The organism is Gallaecimonas zhanjiangensis, assembly GCF_057624825.1.
This window is the reverse complement of record NZ_CM172603.1, coordinates 3739283-3754831: the sequence shown is the minus strand read 5'-3', so window position 1 is coordinate 3754831 and position 15549 is coordinate 3739283. Positions and strand designations below refer to the sequence as shown.

The window sequence follows — 15549 nt, the reverse complement described above, 5'->3', positions numbered from 1 at the left end:
TTATGCAGAACAATCGCAAAATTGAATTGTTGGTTGGCTTTTTTATCCTGCTGGGCATCGCCGCCGTGCTGGTGCTGGCCCTGAAGGTCGCTAATGGCGGCGTGGCCGGTAACGGCAAGACTTACACTCTGTACGCCAAATTTGACAACGTCGGTGGCCTCAAGCCGCGCTCGCCGGTCAAGGTCGGTGGCGTTGTGGTGGGGCGGGTCGAGGGTATCAAGCTCGATGCCTCTGACTTCACTCCGGTAGTGACCATGGCTATCGACAGCGAATATACCGACAAATTTCCCGAAACCAGTTCTGCTGCCATCCTCACCTCCGGTTTATTGGGGGAGCAATACATTGGCCTGCATCCTGGGTTTAAGGACGATAGCGTCGAGATGATGAAGAACGGCGATTATATCGAAGACACCAAGTCTGCCCTGGTGCTTGAAGAACTGATTGGCCAGTTCCTGTTTGGCAAGTCCCATGAAGATTAAGGAGACCTCCATGTTTAAACGTTTCATTGCCGCAGCCGTGGTAATACTGGGCCTTACCAACGTTGCCCAGGCACAGGAGGTGGACCGCAAGGACCCCTACAACATGGTCGAGCAGGCTGCGACCATCGCCTTTAACCATTTCAAGGCCCAGCAGGCGCAGATCCAAAAGAATCCGAACCTGCTCAAGGATATTGTTCGCGAAGATCTGCTGCCCTACGTGGATTACCGCTATGCCTCCTACAAGGTGATTGGCCGTAACCTGCCCAAGACCTCTTCGGATCAACGTGACCGTTTCGTGTCGGCGTTCAAAAACTATCTGGTGACAACTTACGCCCAGGCCTTTACCCAGTACGACAACCAGCAGGTAGAGTTTTTGCGTGACGGTGGCGACAGCCATAGCTCCAAAATCGCCTCGGTGAAAGCCCGCATCTATGCGCCGGGTCGCCCCGATATCAACATCACCTTCAAAGTGCGTTTTAACAACAAAACCGGCGAATGGGGTGTTTACGACATGGTGGCAGAAGGCATCAGCCTGCTGGCCTCCAAACAAGCCGAGCTGGAAGGGCTTATCCGCCAAAAGGGCATCGATTACGTAACCGATGAACTCAAGGAAAAGTCCAGCCTCGACATTACGACCAAGAAAGAGAACAAGGCAGCATGAGCCTGGATATCCAATGGCAACAGCCGGTGCTGACCCTGGCCGGCACCTTGGATCGCAACACGGTGCCGGCGCTTTGGAAGCGCCGGGGCAGCTGGGACGGCCTTAAGACCATCAGCGTTGAAGCGCTGGATAAGGTTGATACCGCCGGGCTGGCCATTTTGCTGGCCCTAACTGAACGTTATCCTGCTGCCCAGGTCCGTGGGGCTTCTGAAAGGCTCAAAAAGCTGGCAGAATTGGGCGATCTGGACGCCATACTGCCTATTGAGCAAGCATGACCAATCAAGAGATCGAACAATTACTCCGTGACAGCCTGTCCCTTGACGAAGTGATCGTCAAAAGCGAAGGCAGTCATTTCAACATCATCGCCGTAGGCAGTTGCTTTGAAGGCCTGCGGCCGGTAAAGCGCCAACAGCTGGTTTACGGGCCCCTGACCGAGGCCATCGCCAGCAACGTGGTTCACGCCGTTTCCATTAAAACCTACACACCAGCCGACTGGGCACGCGACAAAAAGCTGCTCATGCTGGGCCAGTAAGAAGCTACCCATGGATAAACTGCTTATTACCGGCGGCCAGGCGCTGTCCGGTAACGTTGCCATCAGTGGCGCCAAGAACGCGGCTTTGCCAATTCTGTTCTCTACCCTGCTGGCCGACGATATCGTCACCCTGACCAATATTCCCCACCTCAATGACGTCACTACCACTATCGCCCTGCTGGGGCGCCTGGGTGCCGATATCACCCTGGGTGACAACATGACCGTTGAGGTTGACCCGCGCTCGGTAAACGAGCATGTGGCGCCTTATGAGCTGGTGCGCACCATGCGCGCCTCCATCCTGGCCCTGGGGCCACTGGTGGCCAAACATGGCAAGGGGCAGGTGTCGCTGCCCGGCGGCTGCGCCATTGGTGCGCGCCCGGTCAACCTGCATATCCACGGCCTGGAGCTGATGGGCGCTGACATCGTGGTCGAGCACGGTTACATCAAAGCCGACGTGCCTGGTGGCCGCCTCAAAGGCGCCCATATCCTGATGGATACCGTGTCGGTGACCGGCACCGAGAACCTGCTGATGGCCGCTACCCTGGCAGATGGGCGCACCGTGATTGAGAACGCGGCCCGGGAACCGGAAGTGGTGGACTTGGCCAACTGCCTTATCGCCATGGGCGCCAAGATCCAGGGCGTGGGTACCTCCAAGCTGGTGATTGACGGCGTCGAGCGCCTGAGCGGCGTTAATTATCGGGTGCAGCCGGACCGTATCGAAACCGGTACCTTCCTGGTAGCGGCTGCCGTGACCCGTGGCAGCGTGACCTGCACTCATACCGACCCTTCGCTTCTGGAAGCGGTGTTGGTCAAATTGGAAGAAGCTGGCGCCGTTGTTGAAACCGGTGAGGACTGGATCAAGCTCGATATGCAGGGCCGCCGCCCCAAAGCTGTGGATGTAACCACCGCGCCTTACCCGGCGTTCCCCACCGACATGCAGGCCCAGTTTACGGTGCTTAACGCCGTGGCCCAGGGCGCCGCGCGGATCAAAGAAACCATCTTTGAAAACCGCTTTATGCATGTGCCGGAACTGAGCCGCATGGGCGCCGATATCAGCCTGGACGGCAATAACGCCTTGGTGCGGGGCGTAGAGACCCTGTCTGGCGCCGAGGTTATGGCAACGGATCTGCGCGCATCTGCCAGCTTGGTGATCGCCGGCCTGGTGGCCGGGGGCGAAACCTTGGTGGACCGCATTTACCACATTGACCGTGGCTATGAATGTATCGAAGACAAGTTCTCGATGCTGGGCGCCAATATCCGCCGCGTCAAATAACAAAAAAGGCACCGTAAGGTGCCTTTTTTTGTGCCTAAAACCACCTCATATGAGGTGGTTTTTTATTGCCTTAGTAGGATGACTCGGGAGGGCGCTCGCCAACGGTCACCTTGAGCTTGAGCTGCTTTTGCTGGCGCATCACGGTCACTTCAATCTCGGTGCCGGGCTTGGTTTCTGCCACTACGTCTTTGGCTTCCAGGCCGTTGCGAACCGGTTTGCCGTTAATGCCGACAATCAGGTCGCCAGCGCGGATCCCGCCTTTATCGGCCGGTGAGTCTTTATCGACGGCGGTGATCAGTGGCGGCTGGGACATGATGGGCACTCTCGGTTGCTGATAGACAACCCCAAAATAGCCGCGGATCACCCGGCCACTTTCCACCAGCTCCTTCATTATCTTAGCCGCCAGGGTGTAGGGAATGGCAAAGCTGATACCGGGTACGTCCATGCGCTGAGACAGGTGGAACAGGGCGGTGTTGATGCCCACCAACACGCCGTTGCTGTTGACCAAGGCGCCGCCAGAGTTACCGGCATTGATGGCGGCATCGGTTTGCAAAAAGTCCTGGTAGCCGGTGGAGCTCATGCCGGAGCGGCCGGTAGCGGAGATGATGCCCTGGGTGATGGTCTGGCCGATGTTGTAGGGGTTGCCGATGGCCAGCACCACGTCGCCCACCTGCGCTTGGTTGTGGGTGTCTTGGGGAATGACCGGCAGGTTGTCCAAATCGACCTGCAATACGGCAAGGTCGGTCAATGGGTCTGTGCCCACCAACTCGGCGTAGGAGATACGCCCATCCTGCAAAGCCACCACGATTTGGTCGGCGTTATCAATAACGTGCACGTTGGTGAGGATGTAGCCCTTGGAGCTCATGATCACCCCCGAGCCCAGCCCCTTGACGGTGCCGCGTTGCTCATCGAGGTTGGTGCCGACGTTACTGACCGAATAGATATTCACGACCGCCGGCGCGGCGCGGCGCACGGCTGTGGAGAAGGACAAGATAGGGGGAAGGTTGTCTTCCTTGCGGAACAGGCTCTGGTTTTCTTCTGTGCCCTTTCGCAACTGCGGGAAAAAGGTCAGTACCACTGAGGCCAACACCAGGCCCAGGACGATGGCTCTAGCCAAATCTTTGAAAAGGCGTGCCATTGCCGCTGCCTTGAAGATGGTTAATAAAGGGTTGAGCATAACAGGTTTTCAAAGACAGCAAAAAGGGGCCCTCGGGCCCCTTTACACTGCTATACGCGGTTATCAGCGGATCACCAGGAACAAGCTGGAATGGCCGCGGACGATGTTGATCGCCAGCACGCCGTCTTTGTTGTCCTCGACAATCTTTTTAAGGTCTTTGACGGTTTTCACCTGTTGGCGGTTCACACCAACGATGATGTCGCCTTCCTGCAGGCCGGTGTAGGCTGCCGGTGAGCGGTCTGCCACCTTGCTGACTTTGACGCCGTCGCTGCTGTTTTCAAAATCAGCACCTTCCAGGCGTGGCATCAGTGCTTCACCACTGGTTTCCTTGGCTTCGCTTTGACCCTGCAGGGTCACGGTCACGGTTTTCTCTTTACCGTCGCGAATGATACCCAGGGTGATCTTGGTGCCTTGGCCCAAGGTGCCGACCTTGGCGCGCAGTTCACCGAAGCTCTTAACCGGTTTACCGTTGAGGCTGGTGACGATGTCACCGGCCTTGATGCCGGCTTTATCGGCTGCGGATTTCTCCAGCACCTGCGACACAAATGCGCCCTGGCCGGAGTGGTAACCCATGGCTTGGGCCAGCTCGCTGGTCAGCTCGCCACCCATGATGCCCAGGTAGCCGCGGCGCACTTCACCGTGGTCAATGATTTGGTTGACCAGGTTTTTCATCATGTTCACCGGAATGGCAAAGCCGATGCCGATGTTGCCGCCGTTGGGGCCAATGATGGCAGTGTTGATACCGATCAGCTGGCCTTTGAGGTTAACCAGGGCGCCACCGGAGTTACCGCGGTTAATGGCGGCGTCGGTCTGGATGAAGTTTTCCAGCTTCTCCACTTGCAGGTCGCTGCGGCCAAGGGCCGAGACAATACCGGAGGTCACGGTTTGGCCCAGGCCCAGGGGGTTACCGATGGCAACGGCGAAGTCGCCCACCCGCAGGTTGTCGGAGTCGGCCAGTTGGATTTGGGTCAGGTTCTTGGCATCGATTTGCAGCAGCGCGATGTCTACGTCTTTGTCGACACCAATTTTCTTGGCCTTGAAGGTACGCCCGTCGGTCAGGGTAACTTCAATCTTGTCTGCCTCATCGACAACATGGTTGTTGGTAACCACATAGCCTTTTTTGGCATCGATGATGACCCCGGAGCCCAACCCTTCAAAGGGCTGCTCGCGGGTCTGTTCCTGAGGTGCATTGGGCCCGAAGAAAAAGCGGAAGGCATCGGGAATGCGCTGCCGGGAAATATGGGTACCGGCAACGTTGATGCTGACCACAGCAGGGGTCACCTTTTCCAGCATGGGAGCCAGGCTGGGCATTTCCTCTCCAGCGACGCTGCTGGGCAGCGCGGCGCTGGCAGGAAGACTGACAAGGCTTGCTGAACCCAGCAGGGCAGCAGATACAAGGATTGAGAGTGACTTCATTGGTACTGAATCTCCTAAAAATACAAAGGCTGTTTCAGTCTTGGCTCAATCACTGACCCGGGGAAATGTTAAAAAGTTCCAGAATTATTTTTTGATGAGGCCATGGCGCTCATGGGAGTAGTCCCGTGGCGGCTCGGCAAAAAGCTCGGGCTGGACCGGCTCGGCCTCTTCGTCGTCGGTGTATTTGAGGGAGATCACGTCGGCATCTAGGCTCAGCAGATTGCTGGCGCCACTGCTGACATGGCGGGCCAGGCGATCGTAGTCCTTGGCCAGCTGTTTCATCATCTCGGCACTTTCCTCGAAGTAATCCTTCACTTCTTCCTTGTACTGCTCCAGTTCGAGCTGGGCTTGCTCCAGTTGCTGGCGCAGTTTGTCTTCGCCTACCGGGGTAGTGCCGCGCAGCCTGCCAATAATCAAGCCAATCACGATGCCTACAACCAAACCAATTGCGATACTAATGATCATGGACGCTGCCACTCCTGTCCTTATGTTGTTGGCGATCAATATACCTGCTCGCTGGGGTCCGTGGTACCATGCCCGCCTTCAATTTACCCTGATGAGACCCTGATCCGATGACTCCCTGGCAGCGTTATCAGGCGGATTTGGCCCGCCCTGAATTCATGCATGACAAGGCGCAGGAAAATGCCGTTCGGCACCTGCAGCGCCTGTATGACGATTTCTGCGCCCGGGACAAAGATCAGGTCAAAGGGTTGAAAAAGTTTTTCCAGAAATTGAGCGGTGCCAGCGCCAAGGCGGCGGTGAAAGGCCTGTATTTCTGGGGTGGGGTGGGCCGCGGTAAAACCTACCTGGTGGATACCTTTTTTGAATGCCTGCCCACCGAGCGCAAGATGCGGGCGCACTTTCACCGCTTTATGCACCGGGTTCATCAGGAGCTAAAACTCTTTAAGGGCGTCAGCGACCCCTTAGAAAAGGTGGCCGATAAGATCGCCGGCGAAACCGACATCATCTGTTTTGACGAGTTTTTTGTCTCCGATATCACCGACGCCATGCTGCTGGGCACCTTGTTCGATGCCCTGTTCAAGCGCGGCATCGTACTGGTGGCCACCTCCAATATCGTGCCCGACGAGCTGTACCGTAACGGCCTACAGCGGGCGCGCTTTTTGCCCGCCATTGCCCACATCAAGGAAAACTGCGAAGTGGTCAACGTCGACTCTGGTATCGACTACCGCCTTCGCACCTTGGAGCAAGCCAGGCTATTCCATTACCCAGCTGACGATGCCGGGCGAAGCCAACTTCGTGAGTATTTCAAGCAACTGGCCACCGAGCCCCATGAGCAAACCCGCGAGCTCACCATCGAAGGGCGGGCCATCAGCGTGCTAGCTGAGGCTGAAGGGGTGTTGCTGATTGATTTCAAAGCCCTTTGTGATGGCCCCCGCAGCCAGGCCGATTACATGGAGCTGGCGCGCCTTTATCACTCGGTGCTGGTGAGCGACGTGTTTCAGATGAGTGCCAACCAGGAAGACGTGGCGCGGCGCTTTATCGCCATGGTGGACGAGTTCTACGAGCGCGGCGTCAAGCTCATCATCCTGGCGGAAGTAGACATGTTCAGCCTCTACGCCGGTGAGCGGCTGACCTTTGAATTCCAGCGTTGCCTGTCTCGCCTGCAGGAAATGCAATCCAAGGAATACCTCGCCCGGCCACATAAACCGTAAAAATGGGCGAAAATTGGGCGTGACCTTGTGGGGCGACATGCGTATAATCCGCGCAGCCCCACGTTACAACCTGCCCAACAGGGGCAGCGCATATGTCACCAGCCAGTATTCGAAGGGATACCGTGGCCGGTTTTTGCACATTGTGCGGGCAACAAAGCCCGCACGGGTATGTAACAATTCGATTTTGGGTTGATTTGATGAAAACTTTCGTAGCTAAGCCAGAAACCGTAAAACGTGACTGGTACGTGGTTGACGCCGAAGGCAAAACCTTGGGCCGCATCGCCACTGAAATCGCCACGCGTCTGCGCGGCAAGCACAAGCCTGAATACACTCCTCACGTTGACACCGGTGATTACATCGTTGTTATCAACGCTGAGAAAGTGGTTGTGACTGGTGCCAAATCTAAGGACAAGATGTATCACGCTCACTCCGGTTTTCCGGGTGGTCTGAAGTCCATCAGCTTCGAAAAGCTGCAAGCCAAGAAGCCGGAAATGATCATTGAAGCTGCTGTTAAAGGCATGCTTCCGCGTGGTCCCCTTGGTCGCGCCATGTTCCGTAAGCTGAAGGTTTATGCCGGTGCTGAACACAAGCACACTGCACAACAGCCTCAGGTCCTCGACATCTAATACGGAATTGAAGAAATGGCAGACAATCAATACTACGGCACTGGCCGTCGCAAAAGCTCCACTGCTCGTGTCTTCATCAAGCAAGGCACTGGCACCATCACCATCAACAAGCGCACTCTGGAAGAGTACTTCGGCCGCGAAACTGCCCGCATGGTAGTTCGTCAGCCGCTGGAGCTGGTTGAGATGTCCGAGAAGCTGGACCTGTACATCACCGTTTCTGGCGGTGGTATCTCCGGTCAAGCTGGCGCCATCCGCCACGGTATCACCCGCGCTCTGATGGAGTACGATGAGTCCCTGCGTCCGAACCTGCGTAAAGCTGGCTTCGTGACCCGTGACGCTCGTCAGGTTGAACGTAAGAAAGTCGGTCTGCGTAAAGCACGCCGTCGTCCTCAGTTCTCCAAGCGTTAATCTGGCCTCATCGGCAAGATGCAAAAGCCCGGCTTATGCCGGGCTTTTTTATGCCCAGCCGCCAGTGGCTTGCGACCCTTGTCCTTGTTTTTTCTAGGGGTTCTTTTTATGCTTTGGGGCACCTTGAACGTTTTTCCAGGTCACCCGAGCCAAGAAATGCTGTAGCTTCTGCCAGGGGATCTGTGAGCCAAGATAAGCCGCAGCCATGACAAAAAATGCGGCCGGTTCCAGAACGGGGAGAAGAATGGATGAGCAATGCACCTGTTGATACAGGGCGTCGGCGGTTCCTGACATGGACCACGGCTGTGGTGGGTGCTGTCGGGGCCGGGTTTACCGCCGTCCCTTTCGTGGCATCGTGGAATCCCAGTGCCAAAGCCCGCATCGCCGGGGCGCCGGTCACGGTGGATATCGGCAAGCTCGAGACCGGGCAGCTACTGCTGGTGAAATGGCGGGGCAAGCCGGTCTGGGTGGTCAAGCGCAGCGACGCGGTACTAGCGCAGCTACCAAGTCTTAACGACGAGCTGCAAGACCCTGACTCTAATGAGCCTCAGCAACCCGGTTACGCCAAGAACATCAACCGCTCCATCAAGCCGCAAGTGCTGGTTACGGTGGGGATCTGCACCCACCTTGGCTGCTCGCCAACCTACCTCAAAGGCAATTTTGCCGAGCATGCGCCCGGCGTCGATTACGGCTTCTTCTGCCCCTGCCACGGCTCCAAATACGACATGGCGGGGCGGGTCTTTAAAAACGTCCCGGCGCCGCTGAACCTGGTGGTGCCCCCTCATTATTACGTGGACGACAGCACCATCCTGGTGGGGCTCAACCAAGGGGAGGCCGAGGCATGAACCGACTACTGGCCTGGTTTGATGAACGCATCCCCCTGAGTAAGACCTGGGACAAACACGTCGGCAGGTATCCCGCCCCGAAAAACTTCAATATCTGGTACTTCTTCGGCTCTTTGGCCCTGCTGGTGCTGGTTAATCAGTTGCTGACCGGCATCTGGCTGACCATGCATTACAACCCCAGCGCCGAAGGCGCCTTTGCCTCCCTGGAATACATTCGCCGCGATGTGGATTACGGCTGGCTGCTGCAATACATGCACTCCACCGGCGCCTCGGCCTTTTTTATCGTCATTTACCTGCACATGTTCCGGGGGCTCTTGTACGGCTCCTACCAAAAGCCTCGGGAGCTGGTCTGGCTGTTTGGCATGCTTATTTTCCTGGTGCTGATGGCCGAAGCCTTCATGGGCTACCTGCTGCCCTGGGGGCAGATGTCCTACTGGGGCGCACAGGTGATCATCTCGCTGTTCGGGGCCATCCCCTTTGTCGGAGACGACATCACCCTGTGGCTGCGTGGCGACTACGTGGTAAGCGGCGCCACCTTGAACCGCTTTTTTGCGCTGCATGTCATCGCCTTGCCGCTGGTGCTGGTGGTGCTGGTGTTCCTGCACATCGTTGCCCTCCATGAAGTGGGCTCCAACAACCCTGACGGCATCGAGATTAAAAAGCACAAGGACGAGAACGGCTGGCCCAAGGACGCCATCCCTTTTCATCCTTACTACACCGTCAAGGATCTGATGGGAGCGGCAGCGTTCCTGTTTATCTTTGCCTACGTGGTGTTCTTCATGCCTGAAGGGGGCGGTTTCTTCCTAGAGCCTCCCAACTTCCAGCCGGCTGACCCGCTGCAAACCCCCGAGCACATCGCGCCGGTGTGGTATTTCGCGCCTTTCTACGCCATCTTGCGGGCTGTCCCAAGTAAGCTCTTCGGGGTGCTGGCCATGTTCAGCGCCATCGCCTGCCTGTTCTTACTGCCCTGGCTTGACCGCTGCAAGGTGCGCTCGGTGCGTTACCGCAGCACCCTGCACAAATGGAATCTGGGCCAGTTCGCCCTGGCCTTCTGTGTCTTGCTGTTCTTGGGCACCCAGCCGGCAACGGACCTCTACACCTACCTTGCCCGCCTGTGCGGCCTGATGTACTTCGGTTATTTCCTGGCACTGCTGCTGTACAGCGGCAGCGAGCGAACCAAGCCGGTACCCGAGAGGGTCACATCATGATAAGGACATTGCTGCTGATACTGGCCTGGACCTTACCTGGCCTAAGCCATGCCGCCGACGGCCACAGCGTTCATTTAGACAAGGCCAGGTATGATTTGAGCGACAAGGCGTCCTTGCAACGGGGCGCCCGGCTTTACATGAATTACTGCCTGGGGTGCCACCAGATGCAGTATCAGCGTTACCTGCGCACCGCCGACGACTTAGGCATTCCCCACGACCTCATGGAGAAAAATCTCGTTTTCACCGGGGCCAAGATCGGCGATCATATACGCAATGCGATGCCAGCCGAGCAAGCGGCGGCCTGGTTTGGTAAAATACCCCCCGATTTGACCCTGGAAGCCCGGGTGCGCGGTGCAGATTGGATCTACACCTACCTGCGCTCCTTCTATGAGGACGAGAGCCGTCCCTTTGGGGTCAACAACGAGGTGTTTAAAGATGTAGGTATGCCACATGTCCTGCAACCCTTGCAGGGCGTGCCACGCAAGACCTACGAAACCCGTCTGGTGGACGGTGAAGAAAAGCAGGTATACGTCGGCATCAAGGCCGACGGTACCGGTGAATTGAGCGAAGAAGCGTACGACAAGGCCGTGCTGGACCTGGTGAACTTCCTCGTTTACACCGGGGAACCGATGCGACCTCAGGCCGAACAGCTTGGCTGGAAGGTGTTGGTGTTCCTGGCCATCTTCTTCGTGCTCGCGTACCTCTTGAAGAAAGAGTATTGGCGTGACGTCCACTAAGGACTTTCCCACAGCAATGGGGGCCGGGGCCTCCATTGTTGTTTTTGCGTTTTTTTCTGGAGGCTTAAGATGGCTTTGGCAGCCAACAAACGCTCTGTGATGACTCTTTTCGGTGGCGGTTCTGACATGTACAGCCACCAGGTCCGTATTGTACTGGCCGAGAAAGGCGTGACTTACGACATCGTTGAAGTGGACCTGAGCAACCCACCCGAAGATCTGGTCGAGCTCAATCCCTACGTGAGCGTGCCGACGCTGGTTGACCGTGAAGTCACCCTGTACCGTGCCGACATCATCAACGAGTATCTGGACGAGCGTTTCCCGCATCCGCCGCTGATGCCTGTTTATCCTGTGATGCGTGGCAACGCCCGCCAAACCATGTACCGCATTCAGCGTGACTGGTATGTGCTGGCTGACCGTATCGAAAAAGGTGAAAAGGTCGCGGAAGCCCGCCAGGAACTGCGCGAAGGCCTGCTGGCCCTGGCGCCGCTCTTTGCTGACACCCCTTACTTCCTGAGTGAAGAGTTCGGCCTGGTGGATTGCGTACTGGCCCCACTGCTGTGGCGCCTTAACCATCTGGGTATCGAGCTGACCGGCCGCGGCGCCAAAGAGATCCGCACCTACATGGCGCGTATTTTCGAGCGTGAATCCTTCCAGGCGTCTCTGTCCGACGCTGAGCGGGAATACAGCCATGGCGCCTGAGCGCCTGCTGACCCCTCACCGGCCCCACCTGTTGCGGGCCTTTTATGAGTGGTTGCTGGAAAACGACCTCACCCCACACTTGGTGGTAGATGCCACCCAGGACGGCGTGGAAGTGCCCCAGGAGCATGTCCGTGATGGCCAAATTGTGCTGAACATCGGCCCCAGCGCCGTCGGCAACCTGAACCTGGGCAAGGACGATGTGGTGTTTAGCGCCCGCTTTGGCGGCGTGCCACGCCGCATCGTTGCGCCCATGGCCGCCTTGGTGGCCATCTATGCCCGTGAAAACGGCGCCGGCACTGTCTTTGAGGACGAGCCTTATTACGAAGCTCTTCGTGAAGGCAAAATCGCCCTGGAAGAAAGTGGCCCGGAGGACGACCCCGAGCCACCCAAGCCGGGCCGCAAGGCCCCGTTCTTGAAAGTGGTGAAATAAAAAAACCGGCCCTTGGGCCGGTTTTTTTATGGGGTGTTCGCATCAGCGGTATTGGAACACCTTGACCACCCGGGTCACCCCGGAGACGTTGCTGGCAACACCGGCGGCGGTATCGCCTTCTTGGTGGCTAACGAGGCCCATCAGGAACACTTCGGAGTTCTCGGTGATCACCTTGATGGCCGAGGCGTCAACGTCGGAGGCAATCAGCTTGCCTTTGACCACCGAGGTCAGCCAAGTGTCGTGGGTGCGGGTGGAGAGGCGGGTTGGGGTCATCAACCGCAGTTGGTTATTGACCTTACGCACTCCGGGGATCTTCTGCACTTCGTCGATAAGGCGCGAGCGCATGGCTTCCCCAGGCACCTGGCCAACCAGCAGCACGTCGCCGTTGATGGACACGGCGCTAACGTGAGTCTGGTTACGAAGCTCTTCATCGGTACTGATGATGCCGCTTATCTTCAGCTCGATGCTTTCATCATCGATATAGGCGCCAACGGTGCGTCTGTCGTTGGCAACGGAAGCCGTGCCGGCGGCACCGGCCACCACGACGGCGGCGCAGCCTTGCAGCAGCAGAACGGTGGCCATCAGGCTGGCGATTGCGAATGTCGGTTTCATGCTCAGTCTTCCTGGCTAAAAAGGGTGGAGTCTATAGCGTCACAAAGGGCATGCAGCACCAGCAGATGCACCTCGTGAGTACGGGCCGGGCGGTAGCCGGGCACCCGCACTTCCACGTCACCCGGCCCCAGCAATCCAGCCATCTCGCCGCCGTCCATGCCGGTCAGGGCGAGAATGGTCATGTCGCGGGACAAGGCCGCTTCCATGGTCTTTATGAGATTACGGGAATTGCCTGACGTAGAGATGACCAGCAGTACATCCCCCGGTTGGCCGAGGGCCCGTACTTCTTTGCTGAACACCTCGCCGAAGCTGTCGTCGTTGCTGATGGCGGTGAGCATGCCGGCGCCGGCGCCCAGGGCCAGCGCCGGCAGGCTGGGGCGCTCGGTTTCGAAGCGGTGAATAAGCAGGTTGACGAAGTGCTGGGCCTGCAGGGCGCTGCCGCCGTTGCCGCAGGCGAGGATCTTGTTGCCGGCCAACAGGCAGTTGACCAGCATCATGGCGCCTTGTGCCAGGGTCTCGGGCAGGGCCTCGCTGGCCACGATTTTGGTTTGGATGCTTTCGGTGAAGCTGTCTTTGATCCTGTCCAGCATTACGACTCCGCTAGGCGTCAAAGGCCCCTTTGATCCATAGCGGGGCCTGGTCGCCTTGATAAATCATTACGTCAAAACGGCACTGGCAGTCCCATTCATTGAGGCCCTGCTGTGCCAGGTAGCGCCGGGCGCTTTGCCAAAGACGCTGTTGCTGGGCTTGGCTGATGGCATGGTGTGCCCCGCCAAACCCTTGTTGTTGTCGGTATTTTACTTCCACGAACACCCAGAGCGGGCCGTCGCGCATCACTAAATCCAGCTCGCCGCCGCGGTAACGCACGTTACGGGCGACGGCGCTAAGACCTTGTTTTATCAGCCAGCGTTCGGCGTCCTGCTCAAAATGTCTGCCCTTGGCTGTCTTGCTCGGGAAGAGGCGGAATAACATGATCCTGTACCTGGGTGGTGCCGTTTTTAATATTGACCCACTTGAGGCGGCGGTAAATCACGCCATTGCTGTCGATACCGATGCTGCCGGAAATGCCTTGCACTGGCTCGGTGCCTGCGACCCGCAGCACCGCCATACGCGGCAGCAGCCGGGCGGCATCATAGCCCATGGCAAACAGCCGTTCCAAGGCTGAAGGCCACTGCGGGCGCAGTTGCCCAAGCAGATCGCGCATAGCAAGGGCCGGGCCCTGCTGGGCCACGAAGTAGGGCATCTCAGTAAAGCTCAGGCCGTTAAAGTCGCGAAGGCCGGCCGGGCTCTCCAGGTCGGGGTGGCCCCGTGAAGAGGTATAGGCGGCGATGGGGTCGGCAAAGGGGCTGATGGTGACATCGATAAAGGCCTTCATCAGGCCCACTTCTTCGCGGTCACCCAAAAGGTAAAGGAAGTCTACGTCGCGGCGGGAGCGGGCTTCGGCCACCACACTGCGGCCCAGTACCGACTCCACCTGGCGAATGCGTGCCTTGGAGTCGTCTATTTGCAGCATGTCGCGGATCCCCGCTTCCAGCTGCTGGCGATTGGAGAAGAGCCGCATGTCCACCGGCTCGTTATGGCCGTACTGGCGCCAGCGGTCGATAAAGGCCTGGGCCTGGCGGCTGTTGGTGCTGGTGTCGAGCCCCAGCAGCATCGGGTGGCGGGCGTTTCTGTCCACCGCTTCTTCGGCGGCTTGGGCCGCTTCGTCCTCGGGGGCGAGGGCAAAATAGTAATCATCGGCAAAGCCGGGGCGATACACCCGATTCAGCGCCAACCACGGCACTTTGACGGTGCCAGATTGCTGCAACGCTTCAACCTGCGGGCGCAGCAGCGGGCCCACCAGCATGTCAGCGCCCTGGGCCTGGGCTTGTTGCCAGGCGGCCACGGCGTCTTGGGCGCTATCAACCACCACCAGCTCGGCGCTTTGGCCGCTCTCTACCCAGGCCGAGACAAAACCATCACGAATGGCCTGGCCCTGGGCGGCAAAGTTGCCGGTAAGGGGCAGTAGCAGCGCCACCTTGGTGGGCTGGTAATCGGTCACCTGAGTCAACTGCTCGATGGATTTTGGCAGGTACTGGGCGGGCAGGGAGCCGGCGTAGAGCTGGCGCCAGTCATTCAGTGCACTTTGCAGGGCCGGGCCGCGTTTGTCGCGGGCCAATTCCTGCAGGGTCAGCCAAGGGGCCCAGTCGGCGCCCAGTTTATTGGTGTCGGCTTGGGGCAGCAGCGTCCAGATGCGGTCGGCGCTGCGGGCTTTGAGCACTGTGTCGTTGGTGGTGGCAGCTAGTTTGGCCAGGGCCTGGAGCTGGGCGGTGGTGTCGCCGGTCAGCTCGGCGAGCTTGGAGGACAGGCGCAGCCTTTGAATTTCAAAGTCACCGGGCAGCGGCGCTTTTAGCAAGGCACCGGCCTGATCGTAGCTTTCCTGGGCCATGGCCGATTCGGCGGCCAGCAACTGGTAGGCGGCCTGGCCTTCAGGAGAGACCAAACGGCCGCGCAGGGCTTTTAGCACATCGTCGGTGCGGGCCCAGTCGGTGGCTTGGGCGTAGGCGCGGCCAGCTTGCAGCTGCCACAGCAGCTTGGCATCGCCATCGGCCTGGCGGGCTTTGTCGAGATAATCGCTGGCCTTGAGGTAAACCGGGCCGCTCAGGCGTTGTGTCCAATTATCCTGCTGCGACGTGGTGGCGCAGCTGGTCATGAGCAACGCCAGACACAGCAGTCCTGCGCTCCGTGTTAGAATCCTGGTCATTTACCGTCAAGTCCTCGCTGAAACTGTGCC

Annotated in this window: 20 protein-coding genes; 13 read left to right on the top strand and 7 right to left on the bottom strand. The window is 58.3% G+C overall.

The genetic code is table 11. The features are described from left to right. Nucleotides 1-2 precede the first annotated feature (2 nt). Genes mlaD through murA form a run of 5 tightly spaced genes read left to right on the top strand, consistent with a single transcriptional unit; the run spans nucleotide 3 to nucleotide 2945 of the window. Entirely contained in the window at nucleotides 3-479 is a 477-nt protein-coding gene (gene mlaD / locus AC22G1_RS17765) for an outer membrane lipid asymmetry maintenance protein MlaD (RefSeq protein WP_050659076.1), read from the top strand. 10 nt (nucleotides 480-489) lie between these two features. After that, nucleotides 490-1140: an MlaC/ttg2D family ABC transporter substrate-binding protein gene (locus tag AC22G1_RS17760; protein ID WP_487314536.1), complete on the top strand. Its 651-nt coding sequence runs from the start codon at nucleotides 490-492 to the stop codon at nucleotides 1138-1140. Further along, nucleotides 1137-1415 (top strand): STAS domain-containing protein, encoded by a 279-nt coding sequence (locus tag AC22G1_RS17755; protein WP_050659078.1) that lies wholly within the window; start codon nucleotides 1137-1139, stop codon nucleotides 1413-1415. Before AC22G1_RS17760 ends, AC22G1_RS17755 begins: the two co-directional genes overlap by 4 nt. Further along, the gene (locus AC22G1_RS17750; protein WP_050659079.1) at nucleotides 1412-1672 is read left to right on the top strand and encodes a BolA family protein; all 261 of its coding nucleotides are present in this window, start codon (nucleotides 1412-1414) and stop codon (nucleotides 1670-1672) included. Before AC22G1_RS17755 ends, AC22G1_RS17750 begins: the two co-directional genes overlap by 4 nt. 10 nt (nucleotides 1673-1682) lie before the next feature. Next, a complete protein-coding gene (gene murA / locus AC22G1_RS17745) occupies nucleotides 1683-2945 on the top strand; it encodes a UDP-N-acetylglucosamine 1-carboxyvinyltransferase (RefSeq protein WP_050659080.1) in 1263 nt (420 codons plus the stop codon). 70 nt (nucleotides 2946-3015) lie between these two features. On the opposite strand, the gene degS is transcribed toward murA, so the two are convergent. From degS to AC22G1_RS17730, 3 genes are all read right to left on the bottom strand, one after another. Continuing rightward, nucleotides 3016-4083, bottom strand: a complete 1068-nt coding sequence (degS, locus tag AC22G1_RS17740; protein ID WP_487314535.1) for an outer membrane-stress sensor serine endopeptidase DegS — start codon at nucleotides 4081-4083, stop codon at nucleotides 3016-3018. 102 nt (nucleotides 4084-4185) lie between these two features. Next, on the bottom strand, nucleotides 4186-5538 hold the full coding sequence (locus AC22G1_RS17735; protein WP_487314534.1) for a Do family serine endopeptidase: 1353 nt from the start codon (nucleotides 5536-5538) through the stop codon (nucleotides 4186-4188). An 84-nt stretch (nucleotides 5539-5622) separates the two neighbouring features. After that, nucleotides 5623-6003, bottom strand: a complete 381-nt coding sequence (locus AC22G1_RS17730; RefSeq protein ID WP_487314533.1) for a Z-ring associated ZapG family protein — start codon at nucleotides 6001-6003, stop codon at nucleotides 5623-5625. 107 nt (nucleotides 6004-6110) lie between these two features. On the opposite strand from AC22G1_RS17730, the gene zapE reads away from it, so the two are divergent. The 8 genes from zapE (at nucleotide 6111) to AC22G1_RS17690 (ending at nucleotide 12164) form a co-directional block, all read left to right on the top strand. Then, the gene (zapE, locus tag AC22G1_RS17725; RefSeq protein ID WP_487314532.1) at nucleotides 6111-7211 is read left to right on the top strand and encodes a cell division protein ZapE; all 1101 of its coding nucleotides are present in this window, start codon (nucleotides 6111-6113) and stop codon (nucleotides 7209-7211) included. A gap of 197 nt (nucleotides 7212-7408) precedes the next feature. Further along, on the top strand, nucleotides 7409-7837 hold the full coding sequence (rplM, locus tag AC22G1_RS17720) for a 50S ribosomal protein L13 (RefSeq protein ID WP_050659176.1): 429 nt from the start codon (nucleotides 7409-7411) through the stop codon (nucleotides 7835-7837). 15 nt (nucleotides 7838-7852) lie between these two features. After that, the gene (gene rpsI, locus AC22G1_RS17715) at nucleotides 7853-8245 is read left to right on the top strand and encodes a 30S ribosomal protein S9 (RefSeq protein ID WP_050659085.1); all 393 of its coding nucleotides are present in this window, start codon (nucleotides 7853-7855) and stop codon (nucleotides 8243-8245) included. A 215-nt stretch (nucleotides 8246-8460) separates the two neighbouring features. Continuing rightward, the gene (petA, locus tag AC22G1_RS17710; RefSeq protein ID WP_487314531.1) at nucleotides 8461-9090 is read left to right on the top strand and encodes a ubiquinol-cytochrome c reductase iron-sulfur subunit; all 630 of its coding nucleotides are present in this window, start codon (nucleotides 8461-8463) and stop codon (nucleotides 9088-9090) included. Beyond that, nucleotides 9087-10298: a cytochrome b gene (locus tag AC22G1_RS17705; protein ID WP_487314530.1), complete on the top strand. Its 1212-nt coding sequence runs from the start codon at nucleotides 9087-9089 to the stop codon at nucleotides 10296-10298. The genes petA and AC22G1_RS17705 overlap by 4 nt, the downstream gene beginning before the upstream one ends. Beyond that, a complete protein-coding gene (locus AC22G1_RS17700) occupies nucleotides 10295-11035 on the top strand; it encodes a cytochrome c1 (protein WP_487314529.1) in 741 nt (246 codons plus the stop codon). Before AC22G1_RS17705 ends, AC22G1_RS17700 begins: the two co-directional genes overlap by 4 nt. 69 nt (nucleotides 11036-11104) lie before the next feature. Then, nucleotides 11105-11734 carry a stringent starvation protein SspA gene (gene sspA, locus AC22G1_RS17695; RefSeq protein ID WP_487314528.1) on the top strand — a complete coding sequence of 210 codons (630 nt, stop codon included), beginning with the start codon at nucleotides 11105-11107 and terminating at the stop codon, nucleotides 11732-11734. Further along, nucleotides 11724-12164, top strand: a complete 441-nt coding sequence (locus AC22G1_RS17690; protein ID WP_050659089.1) for a ClpXP protease specificity-enhancing factor — start codon at nucleotides 11724-11726, stop codon at nucleotides 12162-12164. Before sspA ends, AC22G1_RS17690 begins: the two co-directional genes overlap by 11 nt. 42 nt (nucleotides 12165-12206) lie before the next feature. Here AC22G1_RS17690 and dolP read toward each other — a convergent pair whose 3' ends face one another. The 4 genes from dolP to AC22G1_RS17670 are packed head-to-tail and all read right to left on the bottom strand — an operon-like array spanning nucleotide 12207 to nucleotide 15468. Further along, nucleotides 12207-12776 carry a division/outer membrane stress-associated lipid-binding lipoprotein gene (gene dolP, locus AC22G1_RS17685; RefSeq protein WP_050659090.1) on the bottom strand — a complete coding sequence of 190 codons (570 nt, stop codon included), beginning with the start codon at nucleotides 12774-12776 and terminating at the stop codon, nucleotides 12207-12209. Between the two features lie 2 nt (nucleotides 12777-12778). After that, on the bottom strand, nucleotides 12779-13366 hold the full coding sequence (locus AC22G1_RS17680) for a D-sedoheptulose-7-phosphate isomerase (protein ID WP_487314527.1): 588 nt from the start codon (nucleotides 13364-13366) through the stop codon (nucleotides 12779-12781). A gap of 10 nt (nucleotides 13367-13376) precedes the next feature. Continuing rightward, nucleotides 13377-13748, bottom strand: coding sequence for a YraN family protein (locus tag AC22G1_RS17675; RefSeq protein WP_487314526.1), 372 nt, complete (start codon nucleotides 13746-13748; stop codon nucleotides 13377-13379). Further along, nucleotides 13699-15468: a penicillin-binding protein activator gene (locus AC22G1_RS17670; RefSeq protein WP_487314525.1), complete on the bottom strand. Its 1770-nt coding sequence runs from the start codon at nucleotides 15466-15468 to the stop codon at nucleotides 13699-13701. Before AC22G1_RS17670 ends, AC22G1_RS17675 begins: the two co-directional genes overlap by 50 nt. Nucleotides 15469-15549 lie beyond the last annotated feature (81 nt).